Below are 26,325 nucleotides of genomic sequence, written 5' to 3'. Positions count from 1 at the left end.
CCGGTTAAAACGAATCTCAAACCTCAAATTTCAGTTCTCAAAATGGATTCGAGATTCAAAATGATCGGCTATCCGCTTTTGTTCTCATTCTGTGTTCTGCGTTCTGCGTCCTGCATTCTGAATTTTTGCTCTTTCCCAATACTTCTCCATCTCGCCAAGCTCCATATCCTCAAGGGGCCGGTTATCCAATGCGGCCATTTCTTCCATAGATCGAAACCGTTTGGTGAACTTGTTCATGGACCTTTCCAGTGCGTCCTCGGGATGGATATCGAGGTAGCGGGACAAGTTGACCGCCATAAACAGCAGGTCGCCTATCTCCTCGGTGATCTCCTCACGGTTGCCACTGGCGACGGCCTCTTGTACTTCTGTGATCTCCTCTTCCAACTTCTCGAACAGTTGGGATGTCTCCTCCCAGTCGAAGCCGAAACTCACTGCCTTTTCCTGCATTCGCAGCGCGCGGTGGAGGATAGGGGTGCCCGGGTGCCTTTTTGTTTTCTTTTTCCCTTCCGTTTCAGCTTTAATACGCTCCCAGTTGTGAAGAGCCTCCGCTTCATTGGCGGCCCTTTCCCCGCCAAAAACATGGGGATGGCGCCGCAGGAGCTTTTCGATGATCCCCTGGACTACGTCATCGAAGTCAAATCTGCCGGCTTCCGCGGCTATCTGGCTGTGGAAAATAATCTGGAGCAGAAGGTCACCAAGCTCTTCCTTGATCTCGCCGTTCTGACCTCCTTCCACCGCTTCCACCAGTTCATAAGCTTCCTCCACGACGTAGGGCTTCAGTGATTCGTGGGTCTGCCCTTTGTCCCACGGGCAGCCTTCAGGCCCTCTGAGTATCGTCATGATCTCGAGAAGTTCATCAATGGGTCGTTTTGTGACAGTCACTGTCTCATAACCTCCAGGTAAAATTATTGAAATCAGTATGCCAGAGAAGGGAGGAAATTCCAAATTTCGATCTCACATCTCAAATCTCAGATCTCAAAGTGAAGTAATCAGTGGCCCGTGATCACTTGTATCCGACACCTGAAAGCTGAAACCTGAAAAAATTCCGATATCGGGATTTTTTACCTTTTGATATCAAAATTAGTACTGATGTATAATAATACAGACTGTATGAAAGTCCTTTCAACTGTATAACCAGACGGAAAGGGGTTGCCGACATGAAAAGGTTTATTGTTCTGACGCTGCTGTTAGCTGTGGCGTCCATGTTTTCAGTTCCCGCGGCCATATCGGCGGAAACTGTGAAATTCGAACCGGTGCGGGCTCCAAGCAAGGGGCCCGATAATGCACCGGTGACAATTATCGAGATCGCGGATTTCATGTGACCTTTCTGCAAGGAGGTCGGTCCGACCTTCAAAAAACTGCAAGAGGAGTTTGAGGGAAAAGTCCGGTTTGTGCTGGTTCCCTATATGAGAAAATACTCTCACGATTCAAGTAACGCTGCCCTTGCCGCCTGGGCGGCCTGGGACCAGGGGAAGTTCTGGGAAATGCACGACCTGCTTTTTGAAAAAGCTCCTGAACTGGACAGACCATCTCTGGATGAACTGGCACGTGAACTGGGTCTTGACATGGCCAGATTTAAAAAGAGCATGGATGACCAGACACACTTGCCGGAACTTCAGAAGAACCTCGACAAGGTCCATGAACTGGATGTCTGGAGCACTCCCACCATTATTATTAATGGTCGCATCATAAAAGGTGCACAGCCCTACGAGAATTACCGGAAGATCATCGAGGAAGCCCTGAGCCAAAGCAGTCAGCGCAAGGTTCGCTCATCAATATTAGAAATTCTTTCGAAGGCTTTGGCACCATCCGGTGCTTATGCCGAGAGCAAGGTTTTCGGGCAGGGGAAAGTTCCTCTGTACGTAAGCGTCCCGGATGGGAAGCCTACCAACGAACCGAAAGTTGGTGAACAGGCGCCTGATTTTACCCTTACAAGCGTTGAGGATAGCAGGGTAACCCTTAGCGATTACAGGGGAAAAAAGAATGTACTGCTCAGTTTTCTGCCGGCAGCGTTCACACCTGTCTGAACGGGTCAGCTTGCTGCTTACGAAGAGCTCAAGGATCTCTTCGTTCAGCTTGATACCCAGGTTCTGGGTGTGCTTACAGACAACCTCCCGAGCCTCAAAGCCTGGGCCAAGGGGATCAACGTTTCCTTTCCTGTCCTGAGTGATTTCTGGCCCCATGGTCATACCTCGCTCAAATACGATGTGCTCAGGTCTGAAGGTGTTGCGGAAAGGGCTATATTCGTCATCGACAAAAAGGGGATTATCCGGTACATCGACGTTCACAACATCAACGATGACCCGGGCATGAACGCAATCATCAGGACCCTGGAAGAGATAGAAGGGAAAGGACAGTAAGGGAGTTTGGGAGTTTGGGTGTAAGGGTGCAAGATCGTCATGGGGTTTATTCCACCACACCCATACCTCCGCACCCCCATACTGTTTTTCCTGCCTTGCCACTTACCGGACGAAATTGGTATATTCAACCGGATGAGGAGCAGGATTCTATGCCTGTCTTCAGGGGAACGGGAACCCTTCCGGATATAGAGAGTCTGTTTCCGCTCTGGCTGGATCGTTTGCCGGAGGTTAAAGGAGTAATTCATGACAGACGATGAGAAGAAGGAAAAGGAATTCAAAGTAGAGGACCGCCGCACTTCATCCGTTACCGAAGGTGACGAGAATAACCCGCCGGAATCCCGAGATGGTCCCATTGACGATGAGGGGGAAGAAGGGCAGCCTGCCAAAGCCGATCGTCCCGGAGAAACTCTCAAAGTCGATTTCCCAACATTTATCTTTTCCCTTTTCAGCTCTGCCCTTATTCAGTTAGGTGAAATGGCGGACCCCATAACGGGGGCCATGGACCCTAACCTTGTATCCGCTCAGCAGACCATCGATATTATCGATGTCCTCCGGGTGAAAACCGAGGGGAACCTTTCAGAGGAGGAGAGTAAGCTGCTGGAGAACGTCTCGGCCGAGCTGAAATGGAAATATCTCGATGCCGTCAAAAAGAAAGACTAGGGTTCGGATCCTGATGACCAAATTCAAAATCCTCGTCCTTCCTCTGCTTTTATGCGCGGTCTTTCTGGCAAACCCCGCACTGGCCATAGAGGTCAGTGAAATTACCGTTGATTTCCCCCTTTCAGAGGTGCTGGATATTAAGGCGCCTGAGTCGGATACAACGGCCCAGCTCAGCCAGGGTGGCACCTCTACCAAGTTATGGCGAGCACCCTGGGAAGATGACTGGTACTCCTATCGCCAGAATGTTCTGCGCGGTAATTTCAGTGAGGCAGAAAAGAGTCTTGAAAAGGTCCTTGCACACAAGAAGAGGAAAGGAATCCCGAACCTCTTCCACCCGGCCGCTGCCCTCCTCGTGGAAGCTTCGTCGGCAAGGAAACAGGGGCGTTACGAAGACGCTTTAAAGATCATCGCCTATGCAAAGGAGCTGGCCCCGGATGACCCGGGGCCACATTTTCAAAGAGCCCGCACTATCTGGAGTCAAAATCAGCTAAGGGCTCTTTCTTCCCTGGATGCTCTCCTGGAAGGGTGGGGGACTTTTTTCAAAGATTTTCGGTCTTTCTTCCCCTGGGGTATGGGCGTGGTTCTCTGGCTCCTGGTAGCTATGACGATATCTTCTCTTCTGACGATTTTACTTTTTACTCCCAGGGTAATACCCCGAATAGCCCACGATCTCTCCCATATCATTAAGGTCCCTCAGTGGCTGTGGTTTATTGCTATCCCTATCGTACTGGCTGCCGCGGTTATTCTCGGCTTACCGGTTGTCGTCTGGGTTCTGCTCGTCGCTTTGATCATGATGCTGCACCTCGCGAATCAGGAGAGGATCGCAGTCGGTCTTGCACTCCTCTTCTTGTCTGCTTTGCCGCTTCTCATCCATGTCCTGGCTCTGAGCGAAGCCTATTATTCTGATTCCCGCCCTTCCCAGATATACATGGCGGAAAGGGGTGGTGAAGGGACAAAAACTCTGGAGGATCTGCACCAGCTGCGTGTAAAGGAGCCGGAAAACAGTCAGGTCCTTTCTGTGCTTGGAGTTGTTCTCAAGAGATCCAGTCGCATACGCGAGGCGGAATCGTATCTTCTTAAAGCCATAGCGCTATCCCCGGATTCACCCGCCATCATCAACAACCTGGGCAACGTACTGGTACAGACCGGGCGCGTTGACGCTGCCATAGACTATTATAGACAGGCCCTGAGATATGAAGACGATCCGCGTATCCATTACAACCTCAGCCAGGCGCTCAGGGAGAACCTTCAACTGGAAGAGGGTGAGAAAGAATTCCGCATTGCCCAGGAAAGGGCGCCTGAATTGGCAAGTTCCCTGATGGCCCTGCAACAGGAATATGGGCAACGTGTTACTTTGGATATCTATGGCGAGGCAAGTCGCTATTTGCTGGATGCTCTTTCCCTTGATCAACAGGGCAGGCAATGGCGGGAAGCCCTGTGGTCAGGGATCGTTCCCATGATCCCCTTTACCTTTTCCTGGATACTTTTTCCGGCGTCGGCAGCGATCCTGTTCCTTGGGCTGCCCCTCAGTGGGAGAATGAACCTGTCGAGAAGGTGCCGGCGATGCAACAGAATGCATTGCCACAAGTGCAACCAGTCAAGTTCCGATGCCCTGTGTGCCCAGTGCAAACAGATCTTCATCGTCAGAAGCGGCGTTGATCCAGCCAGCCGTGTGAAGAAAATGATGCATATCCTGAGGTTCACAAAGACAAGGGCACTTGTTTCAAGGGTCGCCACTGTTCTACTCCCGGGGATGGGGCACATCTACCTGGGTGTGGGTTGGCAGTCTCTGGTGCTTATTACACTATCTGTGATGTTCTGGACCAAGTGGATCCTGTGGTACGGGGTTTTCAGGAACACGACCTTGCTGGATATCCAGGCAGGGCTGTTTTCAAAGGTTCTCTTCGGGATACTCCTGGGTGCTTTTTACCTGCTTGCGCTGAAAAACGTGAGCGACAGGCTGGAGGAGAATTAATCCCATGGCACTAAAGGGCACACTAAGGGACTTCGGTCTTTCCGACATATTCCAACTCATCTCTCACCAGAGAAAGACAGGGATCCTTTACCTCGAGGACAAGGGGAAGAGTGTAGCGGTCACTTTCGATGAGGGGAAGGTAGTTGGTGCAGAAAGTGGTTCTGCCAAAACCCACGAGAAAGAGCGTGTCGGGGACATCCTTGTAAAATCAGGTCTTGTAGACATGGTAATGCTCGAAGAGTGTCTGCAGGAGCAAAAGAGGACCGCAAAGAAGCTTGGTGTAGTCCTCACTGAGAAAAACTTTCTTACCGAGGATCTGTTCAGGGCAGCCCTTGCTTTCCAGATCAAGGAAACCCTATACAAGATTTTTCAATGGAGCAGCGGGACCTATAAATTCGACACGACAAAGATATCCTTTGACAGACATTTCATTTCTCCCCTTCCGGCCGAGTACATCCTCATGGAAGCAGCCAGGATCATTGACGAATGGCCAGGAGTACTAGCCAAGATACCTTCCATGGAGATCGTGTTTGGCAAGGTCCCGGGAGCGGAAGAGAAGATTGTCAGAAATTCTGAGCTCGCCGGGAAAACAGCGGATGAGGATAATATTAATTTTGACATGATGGGGGATGAAACCCCACAAAAACCTTTTGACAGCGACAGGACGGTATTGTCAGCTGTTCAGGATCGGGTTTTTGATCTGGTTAACGGACAGTTCACTGTTTCGGATATTGCCTACAGGTCTCTTACTGGAGATTTCGAAGCGTCCAAAACCCTGGTGGACCTGATCGGGTTCGGCCTGATAAAACCGACGAGAATCCCTGTTTCAACTCCCAAAACTGCGGATACTGCCCAGGAAACCCGAAGGCGCAAGGGGGTGTTTACCCTGTTGTCCGGTCTCCTGTTCGCGGGCATACTGATATTCGTTCTTTTCAGTACCATTGCCCGCTCCGGCGGCAAACTCAACCTCCTTGCCCAGATGACGTCAGAAAAAGCGATCACAGTCAGGCAGACTATTGTTAATTCCCAGATACAGCGCCTGATGCTCGCTCTTGAAACATACCGGCTGGAGAAGGGGTCTTATCCTCTCTCCCTTGATGATCTGGCCCAGACCGGTTTCATCCTTGAGTCTGACACCTCCTACCCTTTTGAAGACCCCTATCAGATCGTGTGGAGTGATAAGGGCCCTACGATCTCCATTCCAGGGGATTAGGCGTGAAAAAGACTCTCAAAATACAGGATGAGGGACATCTCAGAGTTCTTTCCGGTGACATGGACAGGAACCTGAAAATGATCGAACAGTTGACCGGTGTAACAGTCGGCGTTCGAGGGGAAAAGGTTTTCTTCGATGGACCGGCCCAGAAGGTTGAGGATGTCTGGCGCCTGGTTGTTGACATCATTGCCAACCTTGGGAAGGGAAGGTCCATAACAAATGATGAGATCGAGAACATATTCCGGCAGTTAATCAACGGGACAACCACTGACTACTCGGAACTCGCCGGTGAAACAGTGGTGCTCACTCCCCGAAAGAGGGTGGTGCCCAAAAGCCTGAATCAGAAACTGTACCTGGAGCGTATCGGGATTGACGATATTGTGTTCGGGGTTGGGCCTGCAGGTACCGGCAAGACCTACCTTGCCATGGCGGCTGCAATCAGGGCACTTGTTTCCAAAGAGGTCAGCAGGATCATACTTACGCGTCCCGCTGTGGAAGCGGGTGAGAAGCTGGGGTTCCTGCCTGGGGATATGTATGAAAAGGTCAACCCCTACCTCAGACCCCTTTATGACGCTCTTTTTGAAATGTTAACCACCGAGAAGGCCATGAAACTGGTGGAAAAAGGGGTGATCGAGATAGCTCCTCTTGCCTTTATGCGCGGTCGCACGCTGAACGATTCTTTTGTTATCCTTGATGAAGCCCAGAATACAACCACGGAGCAGATGAAAATGTTCCTGACCCGGCTTGGTTTTGATTCGAGAGCCGTCATTACTGGAGATATCACCCAGATAGATCTTCCCCACCACAGCACCTCCGGCCTGGTTGAAGTAATGGATATCCTTGACGAGATTGAGGGGATCAGTTTCGTCATCTTCAACGAGAAGGATGTCGTTCGGCACCCTCTTGTACAGGCCATCATCAAGGCCTACGAGAATAGAGGTATCTGAGTGGCAAAGAAACCCGCTGCCAAACCGGGGGAAAAATCAAAGGCCACAAGGGGAGAACGTCCTGCCAACGGGAAAATGCTCCGTTGGAACAGGGACACGCAGAAATCACTTCTGTTCTGGGTTACAGTGATCCTGCTGACCTACCTGCTCGTTCCTACAAAGCCTTTCACAGCAGAAGATTATCAACCCGGCGACATTGCAATCAGGGCCATCAAGGCCACCCAATCATTTCTTGTGGAGGATCCCTCTTCCACAAGAGCCAGAAAAATGGAAGCTGAGGCCTCTGTTCTTGCCGTGTACGATTTCGAAAGAAATCAGGAATATGAGATCCTGCAGAAGGTCCGCACCTTCTTTCTCCAGATGAGGGAGATGCTGGCGTCCCAGCTTGAGGATGAAAAAATCCTCATACAGGAAGTAAAGTCCAGCCAGAACGCTGCAAGGGCCTCTCTCCAGCGGGAACTGGATCTTTTTCGTGAAGAGACGAGTTCTCTGAGGCAGAAATCCCTTAAGGCTTTCATTGATCAACTGGCAATAAATATTAATGTTGAAAAAATGCTACCGTTGTTCCCCGATGGTTTTAGTGAAAAGATCGAAGCTGTTATTGTGGATTCTTTCCAGCCTATTCTCGGCCGAGGTGTTGTCCAGAACCGGGAGACCCTTTTGAGGGAAAGGGGGAAGGGCGTCACTCTCAGGACCCTTAACGCCCTCTCCGAGGAGATGGTCCTTGACGATTTCTCAGAGATCCTTTCCCTGCAGACAGCCCGTGATCTTGCCAGGAAGAGAGTCGCAAGTCAGGGATGGACAAGACAGCAGGTGTCTCTCAGAAGGCTGATTGAAACACTGGTTCAGGATCTTATCCGGCCTAACATGACATTCAACCGTTCTGAAACCGAGCAGCGAAAAATGAAGGCTGTCGAAGAGACCAGTGCTGTTTATCATCAGGTGGGTAAAGGGGAAGTTATTGTGCGGGCGGGGGATCGGCTGACAGGGGATCAGATCCTCAAGATCAGCGAACTCAAAAGACTCTCTCCAGAGGTGAGTCGTACCTCCCTCGTTCTCGGGATGTTTCTCCTGGTAACCATTACTATCTTCTTATTTTTCATGATCCTGAAGGTCGTTTTTCCTCCGGTGGCAACCGACCTGAGAGAGCTGTTCATTCTGGCGGTCATCACAGTTTTTCAGGTTGTGGCCATACGGGGTGTCCTCATTCTTTCAGCAGCCATGACGACGACCTATACAGGCCTGTCCGAGATAACCTTAAGAATGGTGCTTCCCTTTGCTCTCGGGACCATGATTGCGGGTACGCTCTTTCCGGTGACGGTGGCTGTTGTGATGGCTGCTCTCCTTTCCGTTCTGGCAGCGTTTTATTTCGATTGGAGCCATACCCTTTTCCTTTACTCCTTTATCGGGAGTGTTGTGGCTGCCTTCAGTGTGGTGCACTGCCGTCAGCGATCCTCCATTCTCCGTGCAGGACTTGCGGTAAGCGGAGCCAGCATGATTATGGTTGCGGTTCTCCTCCTGATTGGTGGAGACCTGTTTTCCGGTGAGACAACACATCAGCTGCTTTCGGCAGCTGGAAGCGGTATCCTTGTGGCTCTTTTCGCTTCCGTGGCGATCCCTGCACTTGAATCTGCCTTTAATGTGGCTTCTGATATGAAGCTTATGGAACTGGCTAACCTCAACCAGCCGGCACTGAAGGACATGATCCTCAAGGCTCCGGGCAGCTATCATCACAGTGTGCTTGTGGGGTCCCTGGCCGAAGCAGCGGCCGAGGATATCGGCGCCAATCCTCTACTTGCCAGAGTGGCGGCCACCTACCACGATATCGGTAAGATGACCAAACCCGAATATTTCGTGGAAAATCAGGAAACCAGGGATAACCGTCATGAAAAGCTGAGCCCCAGCATGAGCGCTCTTATCCTCGCTTCTCACGTCAAGGATGGGGCGGAGGTGGCGAAAGATCACAGGTTGCCTGGGAGGGTTGTGGATATAATCAGGCAGCACCATGGTACGAGGCTTATAACTTTCTTTTACAGCAAGGCCAAGGAAATGGAGGATCCATCGGTTCAGACGGTGGATGAGAGAGACTTCAGATATCCGGGCCCAAAACCCCAAAGCCGTGAAGCAGCACTGATCATGCTGGCCGATGCTGTTGAAGCAGCCTCCAAAGTCCTCACCGAGCCTACCCCGGCGAGGATAAGAGGGCTTGTACAGAAGATAATCAATGATATTTTCATTGACGGACAGCTGGACGAATCAAACCTCACCCTGAGAGATCTCCATCAGATCGCGCGCAGCTTTACACGGACCGTGACAGGTATTCTCCATCACCGCATCGATTATCCCCAGGTTCAGATCTCTGGTGAAGATCGAAGGAAGGATAAGAAAAAAAAGGATGATACAATTGCTGAGCCGGAATCCGGAAATGGACTTTTATCGGAAGACCTTGATGGACCTGGCAGCCAGAATATTAGACGACTCGGGCAGGAGTGAAGCGGAACTCAGCATCCTCATCACTGATGATGAGGAAATCCGTTCATTAAACCATCTTTACCGGGATATGAACCGACCAACAGATGTTCTCTCCTTCTCTCAACTGGAGGGTGAAGGGCCGGCAGGTACTCACCAGCTGCTTGGGGATGTGGTCATTTCCTGGGAAACTGCACAAAAACAGGCCTCTGAACTGGGACATGGAGTCCCTGTGGAGATGAAACGGCTGCTTGTCCACGGAGTTTTGCACCTTCTGGGGTTCGACCATGAAAGGGGCGAGGAAGCTGCCAGGGCTATGAGGGAAGAGGAAGAAAGGTATGTATCATCGGAGTAGAATGTGGAATGTGGAATGTAGAACACAGAACACAGAACACAGAATAAAATTCAAATAGTTTATTGATTCTCTTTTGGGTCCTGGATCTATTTTGAGATTTGAGATCTGAGATTTGAGATGAGAACTTAAACAGGGAGTAACCCAATAACAATGGCAGAAGGCATTTTTAACAGCATCAAGAATCTGTTCAGGAAAATAGCGAGAACCAGCGTCACTGAGGAAGAGATCCACAGCCTCATCGATGTAGGCGAACAGGAAGGGGTGATCAACCGGGATGAACATGCCATGATCGACGCTGTTCTGGATCTGGGAGATACCCTGGTAAGGGAGATCCTGGTTCCAAGGACTGAGATGGTGGCGGTGGAGATAACAACACCGATCATCGAAGTTCTGGAAACCATCATCGCAGCCGGCCACAGCCGGATACCTGTTTACGAGGGAGACATCGATCATATCACTGGTATTCTCTATGCGAAGGACCTGCTCAAGCTCTGGGGTAAGCTCCCGGAAGAGATCAGCATCAAATCCGTATGCCGCAAGGCATATTTTATCCCCGAGACGAAAACTACCGCCGACCTGCTGAAGGAGTTCAAGGTGAGAAGGGTCCACATGGCGGTGGCTGTTGACGAGTACGGTGGTACTTCCGGGATAATCACTATTGAGGATATTCTGGAGGAGATCGTGGGGGAGATCCAGGATGAGCATGATCCTGTTGAGCAGTCTGGTATATCACGGTTGGACGACGGAAGTTATATTCTCGATGCCCGGTCCCATATTGAGGATGTTGAGGATGAGTTGGATGTTCAATTGCCCCGCGGTGAATATGACACACTCGGTGGTTTCCTGAGCCATCTCATGGGTCATGTTCCCGTTCAGGGGGAGCAGGGCCGGTATGGAACCCTGCTGTTCACTGTGGAGGAAGCTGACTCCAGGAAGGTGTCCACCATCAGGGTCAGTGTTGAGGAGGAGGGAGCTTAGCCCACACATGCAGCCGGGTATATTCCTGCGGGTCCTTGCATCCTCGATCCTCCTTATACTTTCCTTCCCTCGTCCGGATGTGGGAATCCTGTCCCTTGTTGCTCTCGTTCCCCTTTTTATGGGTCTTTCCGATACCGGCAAAGGTCAAGCCTTTTTTGCCGGATGGGGGGCCGGCACCGCCTGGTTCTTTATCTCCTATAATTGGGTTTCCCATTCACTAACCAGTTTCGGAAATATCCCTTTTCCCCTTGCCGAAGGAGTGATCCTCTTCCTGGCAGGCATACATGGCTTTTATGTGGGGTTGTTCGCCATGCTGATACCGGTGGTGACGGGAGCGGGGGAGGGCAGCGTGGGTGCAGGAGCAGTCCAAAGTCCAATGTCCAAAGTCCAAAGTCAAGGCGTTGAGGAAAGACCGGAGGGTTTCACTCCCTTACTCCCTCACTCCCTTACCCACTTACTCACACACACATTTACGCCAATACTGGTCCTTCCCTCCGCCTGGGTCCTGCTCGAGGTTGCCAGGTCCTGGTTCCCGGCACCTTTCCCGTGGTTGCTGATGGGATCAGCAACATGGAAAATACCTTTATTAACAGCTTTTTATGGGCTGGCTGGTGTCCACGGTGTGTCCTTCTGGGTCATCCTGGTCAATGTACTGATCTGGACAGTGTTCAGAGTTCAGAAGGAAAAAAAATTTCGTGTCGGATTGATGCTGGCGGTGTTGCTCCTCCTGCCTTTGATCCTGTACCCCCTCCAGACACAAAATACCGGGCAAAGGGTGCGAGTGGCGGTTGTCCAGGGAAACTTCCAGCAGGAACTCAAATGGGAGGAAGACCTGCGGGAAGAAACGCTGAACACATATTTGTCCCTTACAGAAAAAGCGGTTCAGGAGGGTGCGCAACTGGTTGTCTGGCCGGAGACCGCCGTGCCTTCATTCTACCAGGCAGAGCCTGAGCTGATAAAAAGGCTGGCCCGGTTAACATCAGAGCTGGACATCCATCTCATTTTCGGAAGTCCAGGTTACGAGATAGCAGGGCGGGAGATCCTCCTCTATAACCGTGTCTACCACTTATCTCCCGGTGGGAAGGATGAGTTTTACGACAAGATCATGCTTGTACCTTTCGGGGAGTATGTTCCCCTGGCCGGCTTGCTGTCTTTTGTGGACAAATTGGTGCCTGGAGAAGGAGAGTTCTCCAGGGGTGCCTGGCATGGCCCCTTTAAGACCCCCGTGCCTTCGGGAGTTTTGATCTGTTATGAGATATCCATCCCCTCCCTCAGTCGGCAGGAAGTGCGTGATGGTTCATTGATGCTCATAAACGTGACAAACGATGCCTGGTTCGGACGTTCCTGGGGCCCCTTCCAGCACCTTGCCGTTTCTGCTGTCAGGGCCAAGGAGAATAGAGTTCCGGTTCTCCGGGCAGCCAATACCGGGATATCAGCCATTATCGATCGCAGGGGCCGAATTGTCAAAAGCATACCCCTGGAAGAAAGAGGTGTTGTTGTGGCCGATATAGAAACCGGAGGAGGACAGACCTTTTATACTCGATATGGGGACTGGATTGTCATTCTCTGTATGGCTGTGGTATCAGTATATTTTGTTTTATTACTTGCTTTGACAACCTCGCAGAATGTCTCTTCGAGGCGTTTGAAGGGCGGTCACGTCTAGGGCGTGATCCACCGCCAGACGGAGTGAATCCGTCCCACGCCGCCGGCGTGGCTCCTACCCCGGTCCCGCCGATGGCGGGACTGTTTGGTGGATTCTTTGTGAATCCATCAAATTCATGGAGGTTACGAAGATGGACCATTTGGACGCATTCAAGAGCGCTCTGGACGGGGCAGCCGCAAGATTAGATGCCCTGGGGAGGCATCTTTGACCCCGCAGGTAAAACCACCGAGATAGAGAAACTGGAGAAGAAAGCTTCCTCGCCAGATTTCTGGAACAACCCCGAAAAGGCAAAGATAGTCACCAGGAGGATCAGTTCCCTGAAGGACGAGATCCATCGGTTCACCAGGATCGAGTCTGCGTTGAGGGATCTTCAGGCCGCAGTTGAACTGATCCAGGAGGATGCTGAACTGGGGGAGGAGCTGCTAAAGGAATCCATTCCACAACTTCGTGAAGTTGAGAGATCACTGGATTCCATTGAGCTGGAATCTCTCCTGGGTGACGAGGCGGATTTAAGGAACGCCATAATAAGCATAAACCCCGGTGCAGGTGGAACGGAGTCCCAGGATTGGGCCCAGATGCTCCTCCGCATGTACCTGCGCTGGGCCGAACGACGCGGTTTCACGGCAGAGATCCTGGACCACCAGTACGGTGAAGAGGCCGGGATCAAGGGAGCCACCGTTGCGGTAGAGGGCCCTTATGCTTACGGTTACCTGAAGGCAGAGAGCGGCGTCCATCGTCTGGTTCGCATCTCTCCCTACGATGCCAGCAGCAGGCGTCATACCTCCTTCGCCTCCGTTTTTGCCTATCCGGAAGTGGAAGATGATATCGAGGTTGATATTGATGACAACGATCTGCGGATAGACACCTACCGTTCAAGCGGCGCTGGCGGCCAGCATGTCAATGTCACCGATTCTGCTGTGCGGATCACTCACATCCCCACCGGTGTCGTTGCCAGCTGTCAAAACGAAAGGTCACAGCACAAGAACAAGGCAAATGCCATGAGGATCCTGAGGGCCAGACTGTACGATCGGATAATGAGGGAAAAACAGGAAGAGATGAAGAAGGTGCAGGGGCAGAAGAAGGAGATCGCCTGGGGGAGCCAGATCCGCAGCTATGTTCTTCAGCCCTACAGGATGGTTAAGGACCACAGGACCGGGTACGAGGCAGGTAACGTTGATGCTGTGCTGGATGGAGATCTGGACGATTTTATCCAGGCCTACCTTATGGGTCGGAGGGATGAGTGAATCCGGCTAGGGCACTGAAATTTATGAAACGGGCACTGGTCCTGGCATCCCGGGGGGCGGGCACTACACATCCTAACCCCATGGTCGGTGCCGTTGTTGTTGCTGACGGCAGGATCGTCGGGGAAGGGTGGCATCGAAGGCCGGGGGAACCTCACGCGGAGGCTCTGGCCCTTGAAAGGGCCGGATCGGCCGCTCGCGGAGGAGTCCTCTTCGTCAACCTGGAACCTTGTGACCATGTTGGACGTACGGCACCGTGTACCAAAGCCATAATCGATGCCGGTATCACCCATGTCTTCGCTGCTTGCGGTGACCCGCACTTCCTGGTTGACGGTAAGGGGTTTAAGGCTCTCGGCAAGGCTGGTGTCGGGGTAACTACCGGAACCCTGGGCCGGGAGGCGGAGGAACTCAACAGGGCTTTTTTCCATTTTTCCAGGGAGGGGACTCCCTACACGACACTCAAGCTTGCCTCCACTATGGATGGCCGTATCGCGGCCCCTGACGGTGATTCCAAATGGATAACCGGCGAAAAGGCCAGAAGAGCTGTCCACAGGCTCAGGGCACAGGTTGATGCTGTTATGGTAGGTGTGGGGACAGTCATTGCCGATGACCCAAAGCTTACCGCAAGGGATGTGGGGAGAAAGATCCAGCCTGTGAGGGTTGTCCTGGACCCGGCCCTTCGGACTCCCCCGGGTTCGACAATAGTAAGGGAGAATCAGGCAGGTACCACCTTACTCGTCATCGGCGAAGAGGTTCCTGAAGTTCGATATCAAGCCTTCCAGGACAAGGGGGTGCGGCTGCTCAGGCTCCCTGTGGAAGAAGGGCTCTTTGCCTGGAGCGCACTGGCCGGGTCCCTGGCGGACATGGGGATTTTGCATGTCATGGCCGAGGGGGGTGGGAAAACGGCTGCCTGGATGCTGAAAACAGGAGCAGTGAACCGGCTTGAACTTTTCATGGCCGCAAGAGTGCTCGGAGCGTCCGGAATCCCCGCGGTGGGAGACATGGGAATAAACTGTATGAAAGAAGCGGCTCGTCTGTCCTTTCACCGGATACGCCGGATCGGCGAAGACGTTCAGATCACTGCGGATGTAAAGTGAGGGATCTATGTTTACAGGGATAGTGGAAGAGATCGGCTCGGTCCGGCGTACGGAACTCAGGTCCGGCGGGTTGAGGATTGATGTGGAGGGATCTGCTGTTCTTGAAGGGACCAGGCCGGGAGACAGCATATCGGTCAACGGGGTTTGCCTGACAGTTGAGAAGGTTACGGGCAGTGTGTTCACGGCATTTCTTTCCTCAGAGACGATGGAGAAAACAACACTTGGAGATGCCGTTATTGGTTTTCGGGTCAACCTGGAACGAGCACTGGTTTTAGGTGGCAGGCTGGGGGGGCACCTGGTTTCCGGTCATGTGGAGACAAAAGGGCAGATCCGGGAGCTGAGAAAGGACGGCGAGGCTTATCATCTGGTGATCTCCTGCCCCTCCGAATTTGCTCCCTATGTTGTGCCGAAAGGTTCCGTTTCTGTGGATGGTGTGAGCCTGACCATAGTAGAAGGTATGGGGGAGGTGTTTTCCGTGGCGATGATTCCGGAAACCTTTGAAAAAACGACCTTTAGATTGAAAACACCGGGTAATTTTGTTAATTTGGAACCCGATCTGATTTTAAAATACGTGATGTCCGTTGTCCGGAATCTAACGGCAGAGGCCAGCAGCGAGACGATAACCATCGACAAGCTGATAGAAGCCGGTTTTATCGCTGACTGAAGGGGTTGGTATGCCTATTTCAACTATTGAAGATGCGCTTGCAGATATAAGGGAAGGTAAGATCATTATCCTGGTTGATGATGAAGATCGGGAAAACGAAGGTGACTTCATGGTCGCTGCTGAGAAGATTACCCCCGAGATCATCAATTTTATGGCCCTTCACGGTCGGGGACTGATCTGTCTTTCCTTGACGGAGCAGCGCTGTGAAGAGTTGAACCTTTCACAAATGGTTAACAGGAACACAGCAAAATACGGCACCGCTTTCACGGTATCCATCGAGGCTAAAAAGGGTGTGACGACAGGTATTTCCGCAGCAGATCGTGCCCATACGATCCTCACGGCCATTGATGAGAATAACGGGCCGGATGATATAGACAGGCCAGGCCACATTTTCCCCATTCGCGGCCGTAAAGGGGGTGTACTGGTAAGAGCCGGCCAGACAGAAGGATCGATTGATCTGGCCAGGGTGGCAGGAATGAACCCCTCAGGTGTGATATGCGAGATCATGAACGATGACGGTACTATGGCACGAATGCCTGATTTAAGGGCTGTGGCCAGGAAGTTTGGTCTGAAGATCGTGACCATTGAGGACCTGGTGAAATACAGGATGAACCATGAGAGCCTGGTCACCAATGTGGCCCAGACCAAACTTCCCACACGGTTTGGCGAGTTCACGGCCCACGCCTATTGCAACGAGATCGACGGTCAGGAACATGTGGCCATTACCACCGGGTCCATAGACCCGGACGAACCCACTTTGGTCAGAGTCCATTCTGAATGCCTGACAGGTGATGTCTTCCACTCCCTGCGATGCGATTGCGGTGAGCAGATGGAGAGCGCCCTGGCCATGATCCAGAAGGCGGGCAGTGGTGTTTTCCTCTATATGAGCCAGGAGGGCAGAGGAATAGGCCTTGCGAACAAGCTTCGAGCCTACCAATTGCAGGATGAAGGTCGGGATACTGTGGAAGCTAACCTTGAACTGGGTTTCGGACCTGACTTGAGAGATTACGGCATCGGGGCACAGATCCTTGTGGATCTTGGAGTCAAAAAGATCAAGCTGCTTACCAACAACCCGAAAAAAATAGTAGGTCTGGAAGGGTATGGGCTTCAAATCACTGATAGGGTGTCTATTGAGATGGAAGCCCGCCGGGAGAATATCAGTTATCTCAGAACCAAGAAGGAAAAGCTGGGGCACCTTTTGAAAAAGCTGTAAAAGCAAGCACCTTGGTATTGGAGTGCCGGGGTATCGGTGTGTAAAGTCTAAAAACGACACCTGGATATTCCAAAACCTCGATGCCTGGAAAAAGAACGGCAGGGATTTCCGGGGTTATCAGAGTGCGAAAGGAGACATTATGTCCGGATACAATACCATAGCAGGCAAACTGGATGCTTCAGGACTGAAAACCGCCATCATAGCCTCCAGGTTCAACGATTTCGTGACTGCCAGGCTCATCGAGGGTGCTGTTGACTGTCTGCTGCGGCACGGATCCGGGGAGACAGATATTACCGTTATCAGGGTCCCTGGATCCTTCGAGCTTCCACTTGCGGCCAAAAAAACGGCCTCTTCGGGCAAATATGATGCTGTTATATGCCTTGGAGCGCTGATTCGCGGCCAGACCCCGCATTTTGACTATATCGCAGCCGAGGTCACCAAGGGTATCGCCCAGGTTTCGCTGGACACGGGGCTGCCGGTCACCTTCGGCGTAATCACTGCCGACACCCTGGAACAGGCCATCGACAGGGCCGGTGCAAAGGCTGGCAACAAGGGTTTCGAGGCTGCCCTGGGTGCAGTGGAAATGGCAAATCTGCTCAGGCAGATCTGAATAGCTGCTTATGGGTGTCCGCAGAAAGGGAAGAGAAAACGCTCTCAAGATCCTCTACAGCATGGACCTGAATCCGGTCTCCCGGAAAGAGGCCTGTATGCATGTCCTCACTTTCGGTGAAATTCCTGAAAATACCAGGGCGTTCACAAGGGAGTTGGTGGAGGAGACATTGGAACGTCTGGATGAGATCGACAGCCACATCCGGAAAGCGTCCTTGAAATGGGAGCTCAGCAGGATGGCGGCCGTAGACCGCAACGTACTGAGATTGGCCGTATCGGAGTTGACCGGCAAGACACCTAAACCGGTCAGGGTAGTGCTGAACGAGGCCATTGAGCTTGCTAAAAAATTCGGTGGTGAGGAGTCGGGGACTTTTGTTAACGGTGTACTGGACAGGGTACGAATCGACCTTGGAATGGAGTCTTGATGCCAATCCAGATCCGCGGCGGCAGCGCCTTAAATTACCGAGGGGATGTCCTCCTGCTCTTTCACCCTTCGGATGTCAAACCCCTGGCAGGGACCCTGGCTCTGCTTGATTGGCGCTGCAACGCGGCGGTCAGCATTCTGTGGAAGAGGAAACCTGATCTGTTCAAGTTCGGACAGCTCACCGTTTTGGCAACTCAGGGCAAGGTTCCGACCCCAAAAGTGATACTGACGGGTCTTGGTTCCGGGGAGGAGTTCGGCCGGGATTTGCGAAAAGAGGCCTATCGTCTTGCCCTCGATGCCGCTGTAAGAATTGAGGGAGGGAAGTTCGCCGTTGAGGGTATCCCACTGGCCGGGGTTCACGAAAAGGGAGTTCTGGACGACCTTGTTGCAGTTGCCCAACCTTTTGAAAAAAATGGGCAGTTTAACGTATCGTTTTTTTCAACCGATAAGGATTTCACCCTTTCTCTTAGAACCGGAGACGGTTCGGTGGCATCGCCGGAATAGAGAATGAAAATAGCAATTGTTTCAGATATACATTCCAATCTCGAGGCAGTGGAAGCTGTTCAAGGGACTATTGACGGGATCGGAGTGGACGAGATCTACTTTGTAGGGGATGTTGTGGGATATGGCCCGGACCCAAACGCATGTACAAGGTGGGTTATGGAAAATGCCGACATCGCTGTCATGGGGAACCACGATATCGCGGCGCTGGGAAAAATAGATATTGAAAGCTTTAACCCAAATGCGAAAAAAGCCATTGCCTGGAATTCCGCCCAGATGGAAAATTGGGCGATTGATTTTATCACGACTCTTCCTATGGTGATGTCACATGATGGTGTGACCATTGTTCATGCCAATCCCCAGGAACCGGAGAGCTGGAACTATATTTTTTCCCTGTGGGATGCCGAGAGAAACTTTTCCCATTTTGAGAGCACATTCTGCTTCGTTGGTCATTCCCACCAACCTGTGACAGTAGAAAAGGGAAAGTCCGGACAGGTATCGGTCCTTCCTGGTGACTCATTCACCGTAGCTGATGGAGCCAGATATCTTGTTAACGTGGGGAGCGTTGGGCAGCCCAGAGACGGAAATCCCGATGCATGTTTTGGGCTACTGGACACCGACAAGGGGGAATTTTCAATACTTCGATCCCCCTATGAATTCAAGATAACCCAGGAAAAAATGCTTAGTGCAGGGCTACCCAAACCCCTTGCGGACCGTTTGGCGGAGGGCAGGTGAACAGAGAACAGAACAGTGGAACCCAAGGTTCATCCAGTGCGGTTTTAGACCCCACAATGAGCCTGGTAGGAAGGTTGGAAGATCTTTCCCTTGGAGAGATCCTCCAGATAGTGAGCCTCAGTAAGAGGTCCGGTCTTCTGCGTCTCGAAGCCCCGGATGGGAAAGCAAGCCTCTACATCAGGGCTGGCAAGGTGATCTATGCGGCAAGTTCTGACGAAAAAGAGAGTGTATTAACCCTGTTAGCTGAAAATGGCCTTATCGAAGCGAACCAGCTGGAATCCATAAGGGAGAAGCTGGACTCAGCATCCTCGCCGCAGGAATTCCGTGATCTGCTTGGGATCGGCCATGATAGTTTTCAGGAGGTTTTAAAAACAAGGGTTGAAGAGCTGACCTACTCTTTATTCATGTGGGAGGAGGGTACCTTCAGTTTTCAGCTTATTGAGGATGAGAATACCCATCCCCTCCTTTTCAAAGTTGCGCCCTTTTTTCTGGATGAAGGTATCGGGGCCCAGTTCCTGGTTATGGAAGGGGCGAGAAGAAAAGATGAAATGCTGAGAGATGCCGTCTCAGAAGAGGTCCGGGACAGGAGCTCAATGGTGGATCCCGGAAGTGTGTTGGGAGACAATTGGGAAAATGAATTCGAACAGCATTTGACCGGATCAGCCGGTAGTTTTGAGGAGGCGACGCCGGAAGAGGGTCTGGCGGAAGAGCTGGGTGAGTTCGTTGTTCCTGAAACTCTGCCGCAGCTCCCTGGCGTGATATCCGGCAAAGTTGTGGCCGTTGGTCTTCAAGTCCCCTTTGTGGTTGAAATCACCGGCAGCTTTGTCCGTGCAGGGATCGAGCTGCTGCTCTACGAAAACGGTGCTGATGCCCTGGTGAAAATACAGGAGCTTCGGCAGCAGGGTATTAACCCCTATCTGCTGACTGATCTGGAAGCCTCTGGTATCACAGACGGTAGAGCCTTTGGAGGTCTGGAGATCGTTTCCACAATGTGGGATTTCGGGTTTCACCTGCCCGTGGGTCTTGTCTGCAGACGGGAGATCCAGGAGGAGCTGGGAGCCAAGCTCCAAACTGTCACCGGCCTGACGATTTTCCCTGCTTCCGAAAAGATTGACAAAAGCGGTGTTCAGCGAATTGTTGAAACGATAACCGGAGCCATGAGCAATGTTCCAGAGTTCCAGGAAGAGATAGAGGAGGCCTCAACTCCAGAGATCTCAACTGTTCAGGTGTTATCTTTACAGACACCGCAAGGGCACCAACATCCGCCTGCTGTTCCTGTGGAGTCCCCCGCCGATGATACGCCGGGTGTCCTGCAGGATGTTGAGCAGGATGTACAAATGGCTGTAGAGCCGGTGGATAATGGGGAGGAATATTACGACATCGAACAGGAGTTCAGCGATGAGTTGAGCGATATTGATCTCCCCCTGGACGGTACCCAGCAAACCCAGGCGCCCCCTCAGAAAGCTTCTTCAGATCCCTACATGGCCAGGCTCAGCTCATACGTTAATGAGCTGAACAGACAGGATATCAGCGGGGAAATAACACTACTTGCCCTTCGTTTTGCCTCGGCTTTTGCCAACAGAGCCATACTGTTTCTCATAAGAAAGAACGATATTAAGGGGCTGGGTCAGTTCGGGGTCGACCTGGGTCAGGATATTAATGCCGATAGCGTTGTACGTTCCCTGAACCTTCCGTTGGAAGAAAACTCCATATTCCAATGGGTAACGGAAAACCGGCAGAGCTATAAAGGACCACCCACAGGTTCCAGTACAGAGTTCGCGCTTTTTGAAGCACTGGGCGGTAGTGTGCCGGGCGAGATTTTTTTGGGACCCATTGTGAGCATGGGGAAGGTGGCTGTCCTGCTGTACGGTGATAACTATCCACAGCGTGACGGGCTGGAACCTACTCACACTCTGGACATTTTCTTGAGCCATGTGGGCCTTGCCCTGGACCGGGCTTTTCTGGAGATGAAGCTCAAATCCCAGAGATCCTAATGGAGGAATGGGATAATGGCTAAAAAGATCCTTGTAGTTGAAGATTCCCCGATGACGCGATCCCTGATCATCTCCTCTCTTGAGGAGGTGGGGGATTTTATCATCATCGAGGCTGCCAATGGGTTTCAGGCGCTGAGAAAGCTGCCCGAAGTGTCCCCCGATCTCGTTATCACCGACATCAATATGCCTGATATCAACGGGTTAGAGGTGGTCAGGTTCGTCAAACAAAGTGAGAACTTCAAACATATACCGGTGATCATTGTCACCACAGAGGGCCGGGATGTGGATAAAGAGCGTGGTTTGCGTCTGGGCGCGGATAAGTACCTCGTTAAACCGTTCCAACCTGTCCAGCTTCAGCAATTTGTTCAGGAACTCCTGGGTTAGCAGCGGAGGTTAAGTGGACCAGTCATTGAAAGATTTCGTCGCCGAGGCGGAGGACATTCTGGACAACCTGGATGAGTCCATCAGCCTGCTAATGGATATTGATCCGGACGATCATCGCAAGCCTGATATCATTAACGCTGTTTTCAGACACGCTCACTCCATCAAAGGTCTTTCGGGTATGTTCAATCTGGAAGGGGTCTCCTCACTTTCACACAAGATGGAAAACCTTCTGGACTCTCTCAGACTGGATAAGATCCCTCTCTCGGACCATGTGGTGGAGCTCCTGGGACAGGGTTTTCAGAACCTGGTGCGGATGGTGAGGGCCATAAGTGAGGGGCGTGGGGACATATCTGTTGAGCTGGGTGATTATCTCAAGGAACTGGAACAACTGGAGAAGGGTGAAGAGAATACGCAGGACAATGACCTTTCCACCTTCATCGGCATCCCTTCCGGTATCACTGACATACTGTCCGAATATGAGGAACACCGTTTCAGGGACAATATAAAAAGGGGTATGCCTTTTTTCCGCGTGAGCTGCAGTTTTCCTCTGGATACTTTCGATGTCCAGTTGGAGGCACTGGGGTCCGCCATCAGAGAAATGGGCGAGCTGCTCACAACACTGCCGCAAACGAACCTGGGTGGGGACGGTAACATCGGGTTCACCCTGTATTTCACCTCTCGGGAGCCCGAAGGTGAGGTCATGAAAACCGTGGGGAGCGACGAGAGAACTTTGGAATCGGTCCCTTACCTGGGAGGAACTCCATCGGGACCCGGAAATCAGGTGATTGATACTGACACCCCGGCAAGGTTTGAAGAAGGTTCCTTCGAGGACGAAATTAGGGGTGTCAGTCAGACCGTTAGAGTGGATATAGGAAAACTTGATTACCTTATGAACCTCGTGGGGGAACTGGTCATCATGAAATCCGGTTTCGTCAATATCGCCCAACGTCTCAGGAACTTGGGGGACGCTATTCCCTCCGACCTCATGATGGATTTTGGGAAGAGTACCACCAACATGGAGAAGAAGCTCGTAGATCTCCGTGACGGAGTTATGGATATCAGGATGGTACCCATGGGACAACTTTATAACCGTCTCCAGAGGGTATCAAAAAAAATTGCGAAGGATCTTGGGAAAAAGGTGAACCTTCAGTTTGTGGGTCATGAAACCGAACTGGACAAAATGATCATGGAAGAAATGGTCTCCCCTCTGCTTCATATAGTGCGGAATTCTCTGGATCATGGGATCGAGGATGTCGAGGTTAGAAGGTCCAAAGGGAAGCCGGATACAGGAAATATCAAGGTTTCGGCGTATCAGCAGGGGAATCATGTCATCCTCGAAGTGGAGGATGACGGTAAGGGAATTGACCTCGTCAGGATCAAAAAGGAAGCAGTCAGGAGGGGTGATGTTAAAAAAGATGAGATTTATACTGAAGACGAAGTTCTCGGTTTTCTTTTTAAACCCGGCTTTTCCACCAAGGAGGGTGTAACCGAAATCTCCGGCCGCGGAGTAGGGATGGACGTCGTCAGGAAAGAGCTGGAAAAGGTTGGCGGAGCGGTGGAAATCCGCACAACCGTTGATAAGGGTACCCGCGTGATCCTGACCCTGCCGATCACCCTGGCCATCCTTCAGGCGCTTCTCATCAGGAACGGAGACAGAATCTTCGCTGTCCCCATGGGATCTGTTCAGGAAACCATCGAACTTACCAGGGAAGTGATCAAAACGATGCAGGGGCAGGAGGTGATAACCCTCCGTGACCGAACGCTGCCTCTGATCCGACTGGAGAAGGTTTTCAGCCTCCCCCCTGTTACCGAGGGAAAATCCATCTATGTGGTTATTGTAGCTATGGCCAACAGAAGCATGGGGCTTGTGACGGGAGACCTCATCGGCAAGCAGGATGTGGTCATAAAACCTCTGGGTGATTCTTTTTCCAAGAGCGTAGGTCTTGCCGGCGCAGCAGAGCTGGGTGATCAATCGACGATCCTCGTTCTGGATGTAGCCGGTCTTATGACGGAAGCTATCCGACTTGGTGCCATGGGCAAGAGGGCTCATTAATGTATCTTGAACATTACGGTTTCAGCGTGAAACCGTTTGATAAAACGCCAAATCCGGTGTTTTTTTATAAAAGTCCCATTCATGAGGAGGCTCTCGCGCGACTTCAGTACGGGACGGAGGAGAGAGAACTCACTCTGTTGACGGGAGAGATCGGTACAGGTAAGACGCTTCTGAGCAGGGCCCTTATAGATACCCTTCCGGAAAACTATCTCCCGATTCTGATCATCAATCCTCGCTTGTCTCCAAACCAGTTCCTGAAGACCGTTGCCGGGCGCCTCGGCGTCGAATCTCCTTCCTATTTCAGGACGGATCTTCTTGACCAGATCAACGCTGCTCTTTACAGCTATTACGAGAATGATATTTTCCCGGTGATTATCATTGATGAGGCGCAATTGATACCATCCAAGTCAACTTTTGATGAAATCAGGCTCCTGACGAACTTTCAACTTGATGATGCGAACCTTCTTTCCCTTGTCCTTATTGGGCAGCCGGAATTGCGGAAAAGGCTTAAACATGGATCCTATGAGGCGATCAGGCAGCGGATCGGCATCCGTTATCATCTCGGGCCTATAGGGCGTGAAGATACGGGAAGGTATATCACTCACAGACTGCTGACTGCTGAGGGGGATCGGGAGATCATTAGCGAGGAAGCGGTGGACGTGGTTTTCCGTTACTCAGGCGGTCTTCCGAGGGTCATTAACAACATTATGGCCAACGCCCTCCTGATGGGATTTTCGAAGGATCTTTCAAAAATCGGCCCTGACATTATTCTGGATGTCGTCGAGGACCTCGATTTAGAACCGGGCTATTGACAGGGTCGCAAAAAGTCCATTATTGGCTTTTTGCTCCACGGAAAGTGAAAAGCGCGGTTTTAACTTTCCTCACGAATCAATGACTTTTTACGATTCCATCCATCTCGCTAGCGGCGGGACTGGGGTGGGGGCCATTCGTAAAGTGGCTTGAAGAGATTTTTTGTGTGGTTAACAGCGAATAAAGTCTGCGGGGAGATCGCGATGGATCTTGTTGAGATCAGAAAAAAGGCCAAGAGCAGGAAGCCAAAGGGAAGAAAAGTAAGGGAAAAACCTGATAATACTGTCGAGGAGACAGCATTGATAGAGGAACAACCCCCTGTTCCTTTGGAGGATGTGGACTCTCCCGATCCAGGTGACCTGCCGGAGGAGATCGTAACCAGCGAGGAGGCTGTTCCCATGGATAGTGAAAAAGCAACCTCTGTTGTGGAGGTGGAAGAGATCCCCGAAACTCTTACCAGCCTGGACGATGTCTTCATGAGTCAGCGTAAGGAGGTAAAGGAGGAAGAGGAAGAGCAGCTTCAACTTCTGACTTTCAAACTGGGCGGGGAGGAGTATGCCCTCAATATTATGGACATAAAGGAAATAATCAGACCCAAGGAAGCGACGGAGGTGCCCAGAACACCTGATTTTATCCTGGGTATCTTTTCTTTGAGGGGTACGATCATTCCTGTGTTTGATGTGAGTTTGAGACTGGGTTTGCCTCGGGGTGAGAGAGGGTCGCAGAACAGGATTGTCGTCGTTAAATCCAGGGAAAATTTTTTCGGCCTTTATGTGGACAGCGTTGTACAGGTCCTTGATATCCCACTCAGCAAGATCGAGCCACCGCCCGAGATCCTCGGTGGAGTGGAAGGAGAGTTCCTTCGAGGTATCGGACGGATCGATGACAGGCTGATCATCCTGTTAAACCTTGAAATAGTCTTGAGACTGGACGATGGGGAGGGTTCCGGGAACCTGAAACTCCCGTCAGGAGAATAAGATCTATGAGTTCTGCTTCACACACAGGACCTTCCAGCATTGTCATCAAGTGCGAAGGTTGCGAAAAAGCCTACAAGATCCACCGCGAAAAGCTTCCGTCCGGGATCAGTTCATTCCCCTGCCGCGCATGCGGTACACATATTCCCATACCCCAGGCCCAGGTGGAAAATGTTCCAGAACAAGGGGCCGAAAGGGTTCTGGTTGTTGTTGAAGAGGAGGAGTTGGGAAAGCTTATCCAAAGGATCCTTGACGGCAACGGTTACCGGGGGCATCTGGCCTTTTCAGGAAAAGAGGCCCTCAATGTTCTCAAAGAGGGGGAGATGGATCTGCTTCTCACAAACGTTTATCTCCCTGACATGATGGGCTATGAACTGTTTGACAAGGTTTCCAGTGGAGAGTTTGGTCCGGGGATTCCTTCTATTCTGCTTTCCGCAGTCCATCATGTGGCACGTTACAAGAGAGCACCAACCACACTTTACGGAGCTGACGACTACCTTGAGAGACATCATCTTTCGGACCTGCTCATTCCCAAGATTCGTCGGCTTCTCTCGCCGAATGACGACACTCCCGGGAAGATCACCCCGGCAGATGTGCCTCCGCCCACAGACGATCAGGTTCAGGATAGACGTGACCTGGAAACTATGGAAAATGCGATCCAGCCCCCTGAAGTCCACCAGATGGGAGCCATCCAGCGGATGTGCAGGGTGATCGTGGGGGATATAGCTCTTTACAACGAAGATGTCATCTCCTCAACATCACCTGAGAGTCTGCTCGATGCCATAGCTTCCGATCTCAGAGAAGGGGAATCATTACTTATGAATAAGTTCCCTGAGATGGAAGATCAGCTTTCCCCTCTTTTAAGGGGAGAGATGCTTCGGCTGCTCAATTCGAGGGGTATCCAAGTATCTTGAAATTCGTTCTGGAATACCCGCCCGAATTTTAAAATATGGATTGCATTTGGCTGTTGTTATAGGAAATTGAATTTAACCCGTGGGAATTTCCA

General features: G+C 51.6%; 25 protein-coding genes and 1 pseudogene. 25 read left to right on the top strand and 1 reads right to left on the bottom strand.

Features of this window, described 5'->3' with window-relative positions:
- Positions 1–84: 84 nt before the first annotated feature.
- On the bottom strand, positions 85–882 hold the full coding sequence (gene mazG, locus P1S59_00260) for a nucleoside triphosphate pyrophosphohydrolase (protein MDF1524696.1): 798 nt from the start codon (positions 880–882) through the stop codon (positions 85–87).
- A gap of 275 nt (positions 883–1,157) precedes the next feature.
- Between mazG and P1S59_00255 the strand changes: the two genes are divergently transcribed.
- From P1S59_00255 to P1S59_00135, 25 genes and pseudogenes are all read left to right on the top strand, one after another.
- Positions 1,158–1,322 carry a hypothetical protein gene (locus tag P1S59_00255; protein ID MDF1524695.1) on the top strand — a complete coding sequence of 55 codons (165 nt, stop codon included), beginning with the start codon at positions 1,158–1,160 and terminating at the stop codon, positions 1,320–1,322.
- A gap of 18 nt (positions 1,323–1,340) precedes the next feature.
- A pseudogene (locus P1S59_00250) lies at positions 1,341–1,724 on the top strand (thioredoxin domain-containing protein).
- Between the two features lie 75 nt (positions 1,725–1,799).
- Entirely contained in the window at positions 1,800–2,360 is a 561-nt protein-coding gene (locus P1S59_00245) for a redoxin domain-containing protein (GenBank protein MDF1524694.1), read from the top strand.
- A gap of 243 nt (positions 2,361–2,603) precedes the next feature.
- Positions 2,604–3,020, top strand: coding sequence for a DUF1844 domain-containing protein (locus tag P1S59_00240; GenBank protein ID MDF1524693.1), 417 nt, complete (start codon positions 2,604–2,606; stop codon positions 3,018–3,020).
- Positions 3,021–3,033: 13 nt separating this feature from the next.
- Positions 3,034–4,995 carry a tetratricopeptide repeat protein gene (locus tag P1S59_00235; protein ID MDF1524692.1) on the top strand — a complete coding sequence of 654 codons (1,962 nt, stop codon included), beginning with the start codon at positions 3,034–3,036 and terminating at the stop codon, positions 4,993–4,995.
- Between the two features lie 4 nt (positions 4,996–4,999).
- A complete protein-coding gene (locus P1S59_00230; GenBank protein MDF1524691.1) occupies positions 5,000–6,208 on the top strand; it encodes a DUF4388 domain-containing protein in 1,209 nt (402 codons plus the stop codon).
- A gap of 2 nt (positions 6,209–6,210) precedes the next feature.
- Positions 6,211–7,155 carry a PhoH family protein gene (locus P1S59_00225; protein MDF1524690.1) on the top strand — a complete coding sequence of 315 codons (945 nt, stop codon included), beginning with the start codon at positions 6,211–6,213 and terminating at the stop codon, positions 7,153–7,155.
- Positions 7,156–9,648, top strand: coding sequence for an HDIG domain-containing protein (locus tag P1S59_00220; GenBank protein ID MDF1524689.1), 2,493 nt, complete (start codon positions 7,156–7,158; stop codon positions 9,646–9,648). It begins immediately after the preceding gene.
- Positions 9,605–9,979 (top strand): rRNA maturation RNase YbeY, encoded by a 375-nt coding sequence (ybeY, locus tag P1S59_00215; GenBank protein MDF1524688.1) that lies wholly within the window; start codon positions 9,605–9,607, stop codon positions 9,977–9,979. Before P1S59_00220 ends, ybeY begins: the two co-directional genes overlap by 44 nt.
- Positions 9,980–10,129: 150 nt before the next feature.
- The gene (locus tag P1S59_00210; GenBank protein ID MDF1524687.1) at positions 10,130–10,957 is read left to right on the top strand and encodes a hemolysin family protein; all 828 of its coding nucleotides are present in this window, start codon (positions 10,130–10,132) and stop codon (positions 10,955–10,957) included.
- A 7-nt stretch (positions 10,958–10,964) separates the two neighbouring features.
- Positions 10,965–12,620, top strand: coding sequence for an apolipoprotein N-acyltransferase (lnt, locus tag P1S59_00205; GenBank protein ID MDF1524686.1), 1,656 nt, complete (start codon positions 10,965–10,967; stop codon positions 12,618–12,620).
- 130 nt (positions 12,621–12,750) lie between these two features.
- A protein-coding gene (gene prfB, locus P1S59_00200; protein ID MDF1524685.1) for a peptide chain release factor 2 occupies positions 12,751–13,864 on the top strand; the annotation gives its coding sequence in 2 pieces (ribosomal slippage) (positions 12,751–12,825 and positions 12,827–13,864; 1,113 coding nt in all).
- Positions 13,861–14,958, top strand: a complete 1,098-nt coding sequence (ribD, locus tag P1S59_00195) for a bifunctional diaminohydroxyphosphoribosylaminopyrimidine deaminase/5-amino-6-(5-phosphoribosylamino)uracil reductase RibD (protein MDF1524684.1) — start codon at positions 13,861–13,863, stop codon at positions 14,956–14,958. Before prfB ends, ribD begins: the two co-directional genes overlap by 4 nt.
- Before the next feature lie 7 nt (positions 14,959–14,965).
- Entirely contained in the window at positions 14,966–15,622 is a 657-nt protein-coding gene (locus tag P1S59_00190; GenBank protein MDF1524683.1) for a riboflavin synthase, read from the top strand.
- Between the two features lie 10 nt (positions 15,623–15,632).
- Complete coding sequence (locus tag P1S59_00185) at positions 15,633–16,835, top strand: bifunctional 3,4-dihydroxy-2-butanone-4-phosphate synthase/GTP cyclohydrolase II (GenBank protein MDF1524682.1); 1,203 nt, start codon at positions 15,633–15,635, stop codon at positions 16,833–16,835.
- A 139-nt stretch (positions 16,836–16,974) separates the two neighbouring features.
- Entirely contained in the window at positions 16,975–17,445 is a 471-nt protein-coding gene (gene ribE, locus P1S59_00180; protein ID MDF1524681.1) for a 6,7-dimethyl-8-ribityllumazine synthase, read from the top strand.
- Positions 17,446–17,455: 10 nt separating this feature from the next.
- Positions 17,456–17,869 (top strand): transcription antitermination factor NusB, encoded by a 414-nt coding sequence (gene nusB, locus P1S59_00175; protein MDF1524680.1) that lies wholly within the window; start codon positions 17,456–17,458, stop codon positions 17,867–17,869.
- Positions 17,869–18,372 (top strand): M17 family peptidase N-terminal domain-containing protein, encoded by a 504-nt coding sequence (locus P1S59_00170; protein ID MDF1524679.1) that lies wholly within the window; start codon positions 17,869–17,871, stop codon positions 18,370–18,372. The genes nusB and P1S59_00170 overlap by 1 nt, the downstream gene beginning before the upstream one ends.
- 3 nt (positions 18,373–18,375) lie before the next feature.
- Positions 18,376–19,104: a metallophosphoesterase family protein gene (locus P1S59_00165; GenBank protein ID MDF1524678.1), complete on the top strand. Its 729-nt coding sequence runs from the start codon at positions 18,376–18,378 to the stop codon at positions 19,102–19,104.
- Complete coding sequence (locus P1S59_00160; protein MDF1524677.1) at positions 19,101–21,098, top strand: DUF4388 domain-containing protein; 1,998 nt, start codon at positions 19,101–19,103, stop codon at positions 21,096–21,098. Before P1S59_00165 ends, P1S59_00160 begins: the two co-directional genes overlap by 4 nt.
- A 15-nt stretch (positions 21,099–21,113) precedes the next feature.
- Complete coding sequence (locus P1S59_00155) at positions 21,114–21,482, top strand: response regulator (GenBank protein MDF1524676.1); 369 nt, start codon at positions 21,114–21,116, stop codon at positions 21,480–21,482.
- A 13-nt stretch (positions 21,483–21,495) separates the two neighbouring features.
- Positions 21,496–23,535: a chemotaxis protein CheA gene (locus tag P1S59_00150; protein ID MDF1524675.1), complete on the top strand. Its 2,040-nt coding sequence runs from the start codon at positions 21,496–21,498 to the stop codon at positions 23,533–23,535.
- Positions 23,535–24,347 (top strand): AAA family ATPase, encoded by an 813-nt coding sequence (locus P1S59_00145; protein MDF1524674.1) that lies wholly within the window; start codon positions 23,535–23,537, stop codon positions 24,345–24,347. Before P1S59_00150 ends, P1S59_00145 begins: the two co-directional genes overlap by 1 nt.
- A gap of 201 nt (positions 24,348–24,548) precedes the next feature.
- Positions 24,549–25,322 carry a chemotaxis protein CheW gene (locus P1S59_00140; GenBank protein MDF1524673.1) on the top strand — a complete coding sequence of 258 codons (774 nt, stop codon included), beginning with the start codon at positions 24,549–24,551 and terminating at the stop codon, positions 25,320–25,322.
- A gap of 5 nt (positions 25,323–25,327) precedes the next feature.
- Positions 25,328–26,233: a response regulator gene (locus P1S59_00135; protein MDF1524672.1), complete on the top strand. Its 906-nt coding sequence runs from the start codon at positions 25,328–25,330 to the stop codon at positions 26,231–26,233.
- The last annotated feature ends 92 nt before the right edge of the window (positions 26,234–26,325 follow it).

The organism is bacterium (assembly GCA_029210965.1).
Classification (GTDB): Bacteria; BMS3Abin14; BMS3Abin14; order BMS3Abin14; family BMS3Abin14; genus JALHUC01.
The sequence above is the reverse complement of the archived record's forward strand: the minus strand, read 5'-3'. Positions and strand labels throughout refer to the sequence as shown.

Coding starts and splice junctions, on each gene's coding strand:
- P1S59_00255 (MDF1524695.1), top strand. CDS start 1,158: ATGAAAAGGTTTATTGTTCTGACGCTGCTGTTAGCTGTGGCGTCCATG.
- P1S59_00240 (MDF1524693.1), top strand. CDS start 2,604: ATGACAGACGATGAGAAGAAGGAAAAGGAATTCAAAGTAGAGGACCGC.
- P1S59_00235 (MDF1524692.1), top strand. CDS start 3,034: ATGACCAAATTCAAAATCCTCGTCCTTCCTCTGCTTTTATGCGCGGTC.
- P1S59_00230 (MDF1524691.1), top strand. CDS start 5,000: ATGGCACTAAAGGGCACACTAAGGGACTTCGGTCTTTCCGACATATTC.
- ybeY (MDF1524688.1), top strand. CDS start 9,605: ATGGACCTGGCAGCCAGAATATTAGACGACTCGGGCAGGAGTGAAGCG.
- P1S59_00210 (MDF1524687.1), top strand. CDS start 10,130: ATGGCAGAAGGCATTTTTAACAGCATCAAGAATCTGTTCAGGAAAATA.
- lnt (MDF1524686.1), top strand. CDS start 10,965: ATGCAGCCGGGTATATTCCTGCGGGTCCTTGCATCCTCGATCCTCCTT.
- P1S59_00190 (MDF1524683.1), top strand. CDS start 14,966: ATGTTTACAGGGATAGTGGAAGAGATCGGCTCGGTCCGGCGTACGGAA.
- P1S59_00185 (MDF1524682.1), top strand. CDS start 15,633: ATGCCTATTTCAACTATTGAAGATGCGCTTGCAGATATAAGGGAAGGT.
- ribE (MDF1524681.1), top strand. CDS start 16,975: ATGTCCGGATACAATACCATAGCAGGCAAACTGGATGCTTCAGGACTG.
- nusB (MDF1524680.1), top strand. CDS start 17,456: ATGGGTGTCCGCAGAAAGGGAAGAGAAAACGCTCTCAAGATCCTCTAC.
- P1S59_00170 (MDF1524679.1), top strand. CDS start 17,869: ATGCCAATCCAGATCCGCGGCGGCAGCGCCTTAAATTACCGAGGGGAT.
- P1S59_00165 (MDF1524678.1), top strand. CDS start 18,376: ATGAAAATAGCAATTGTTTCAGATATACATTCCAATCTCGAGGCAGTG.
- P1S59_00155 (MDF1524676.1), top strand. CDS start 21,114: ATGGCTAAAAAGATCCTTGTAGTTGAAGATTCCCCGATGACGCGATCC.
- P1S59_00145 (MDF1524674.1), top strand. CDS start 23,535: ATGTATCTTGAACATTACGGTTTCAGCGTGAAACCGTTTGATAAAACG.
- P1S59_00140 (MDF1524673.1), top strand. CDS start 24,549: ATGGATCTTGTTGAGATCAGAAAAAAGGCCAAGAGCAGGAAGCCAAAG.
- P1S59_00135 (MDF1524672.1), top strand. CDS start 25,328: ATGAGTTCTGCTTCACACACAGGACCTTCCAGCATTGTCATCAAGTGC.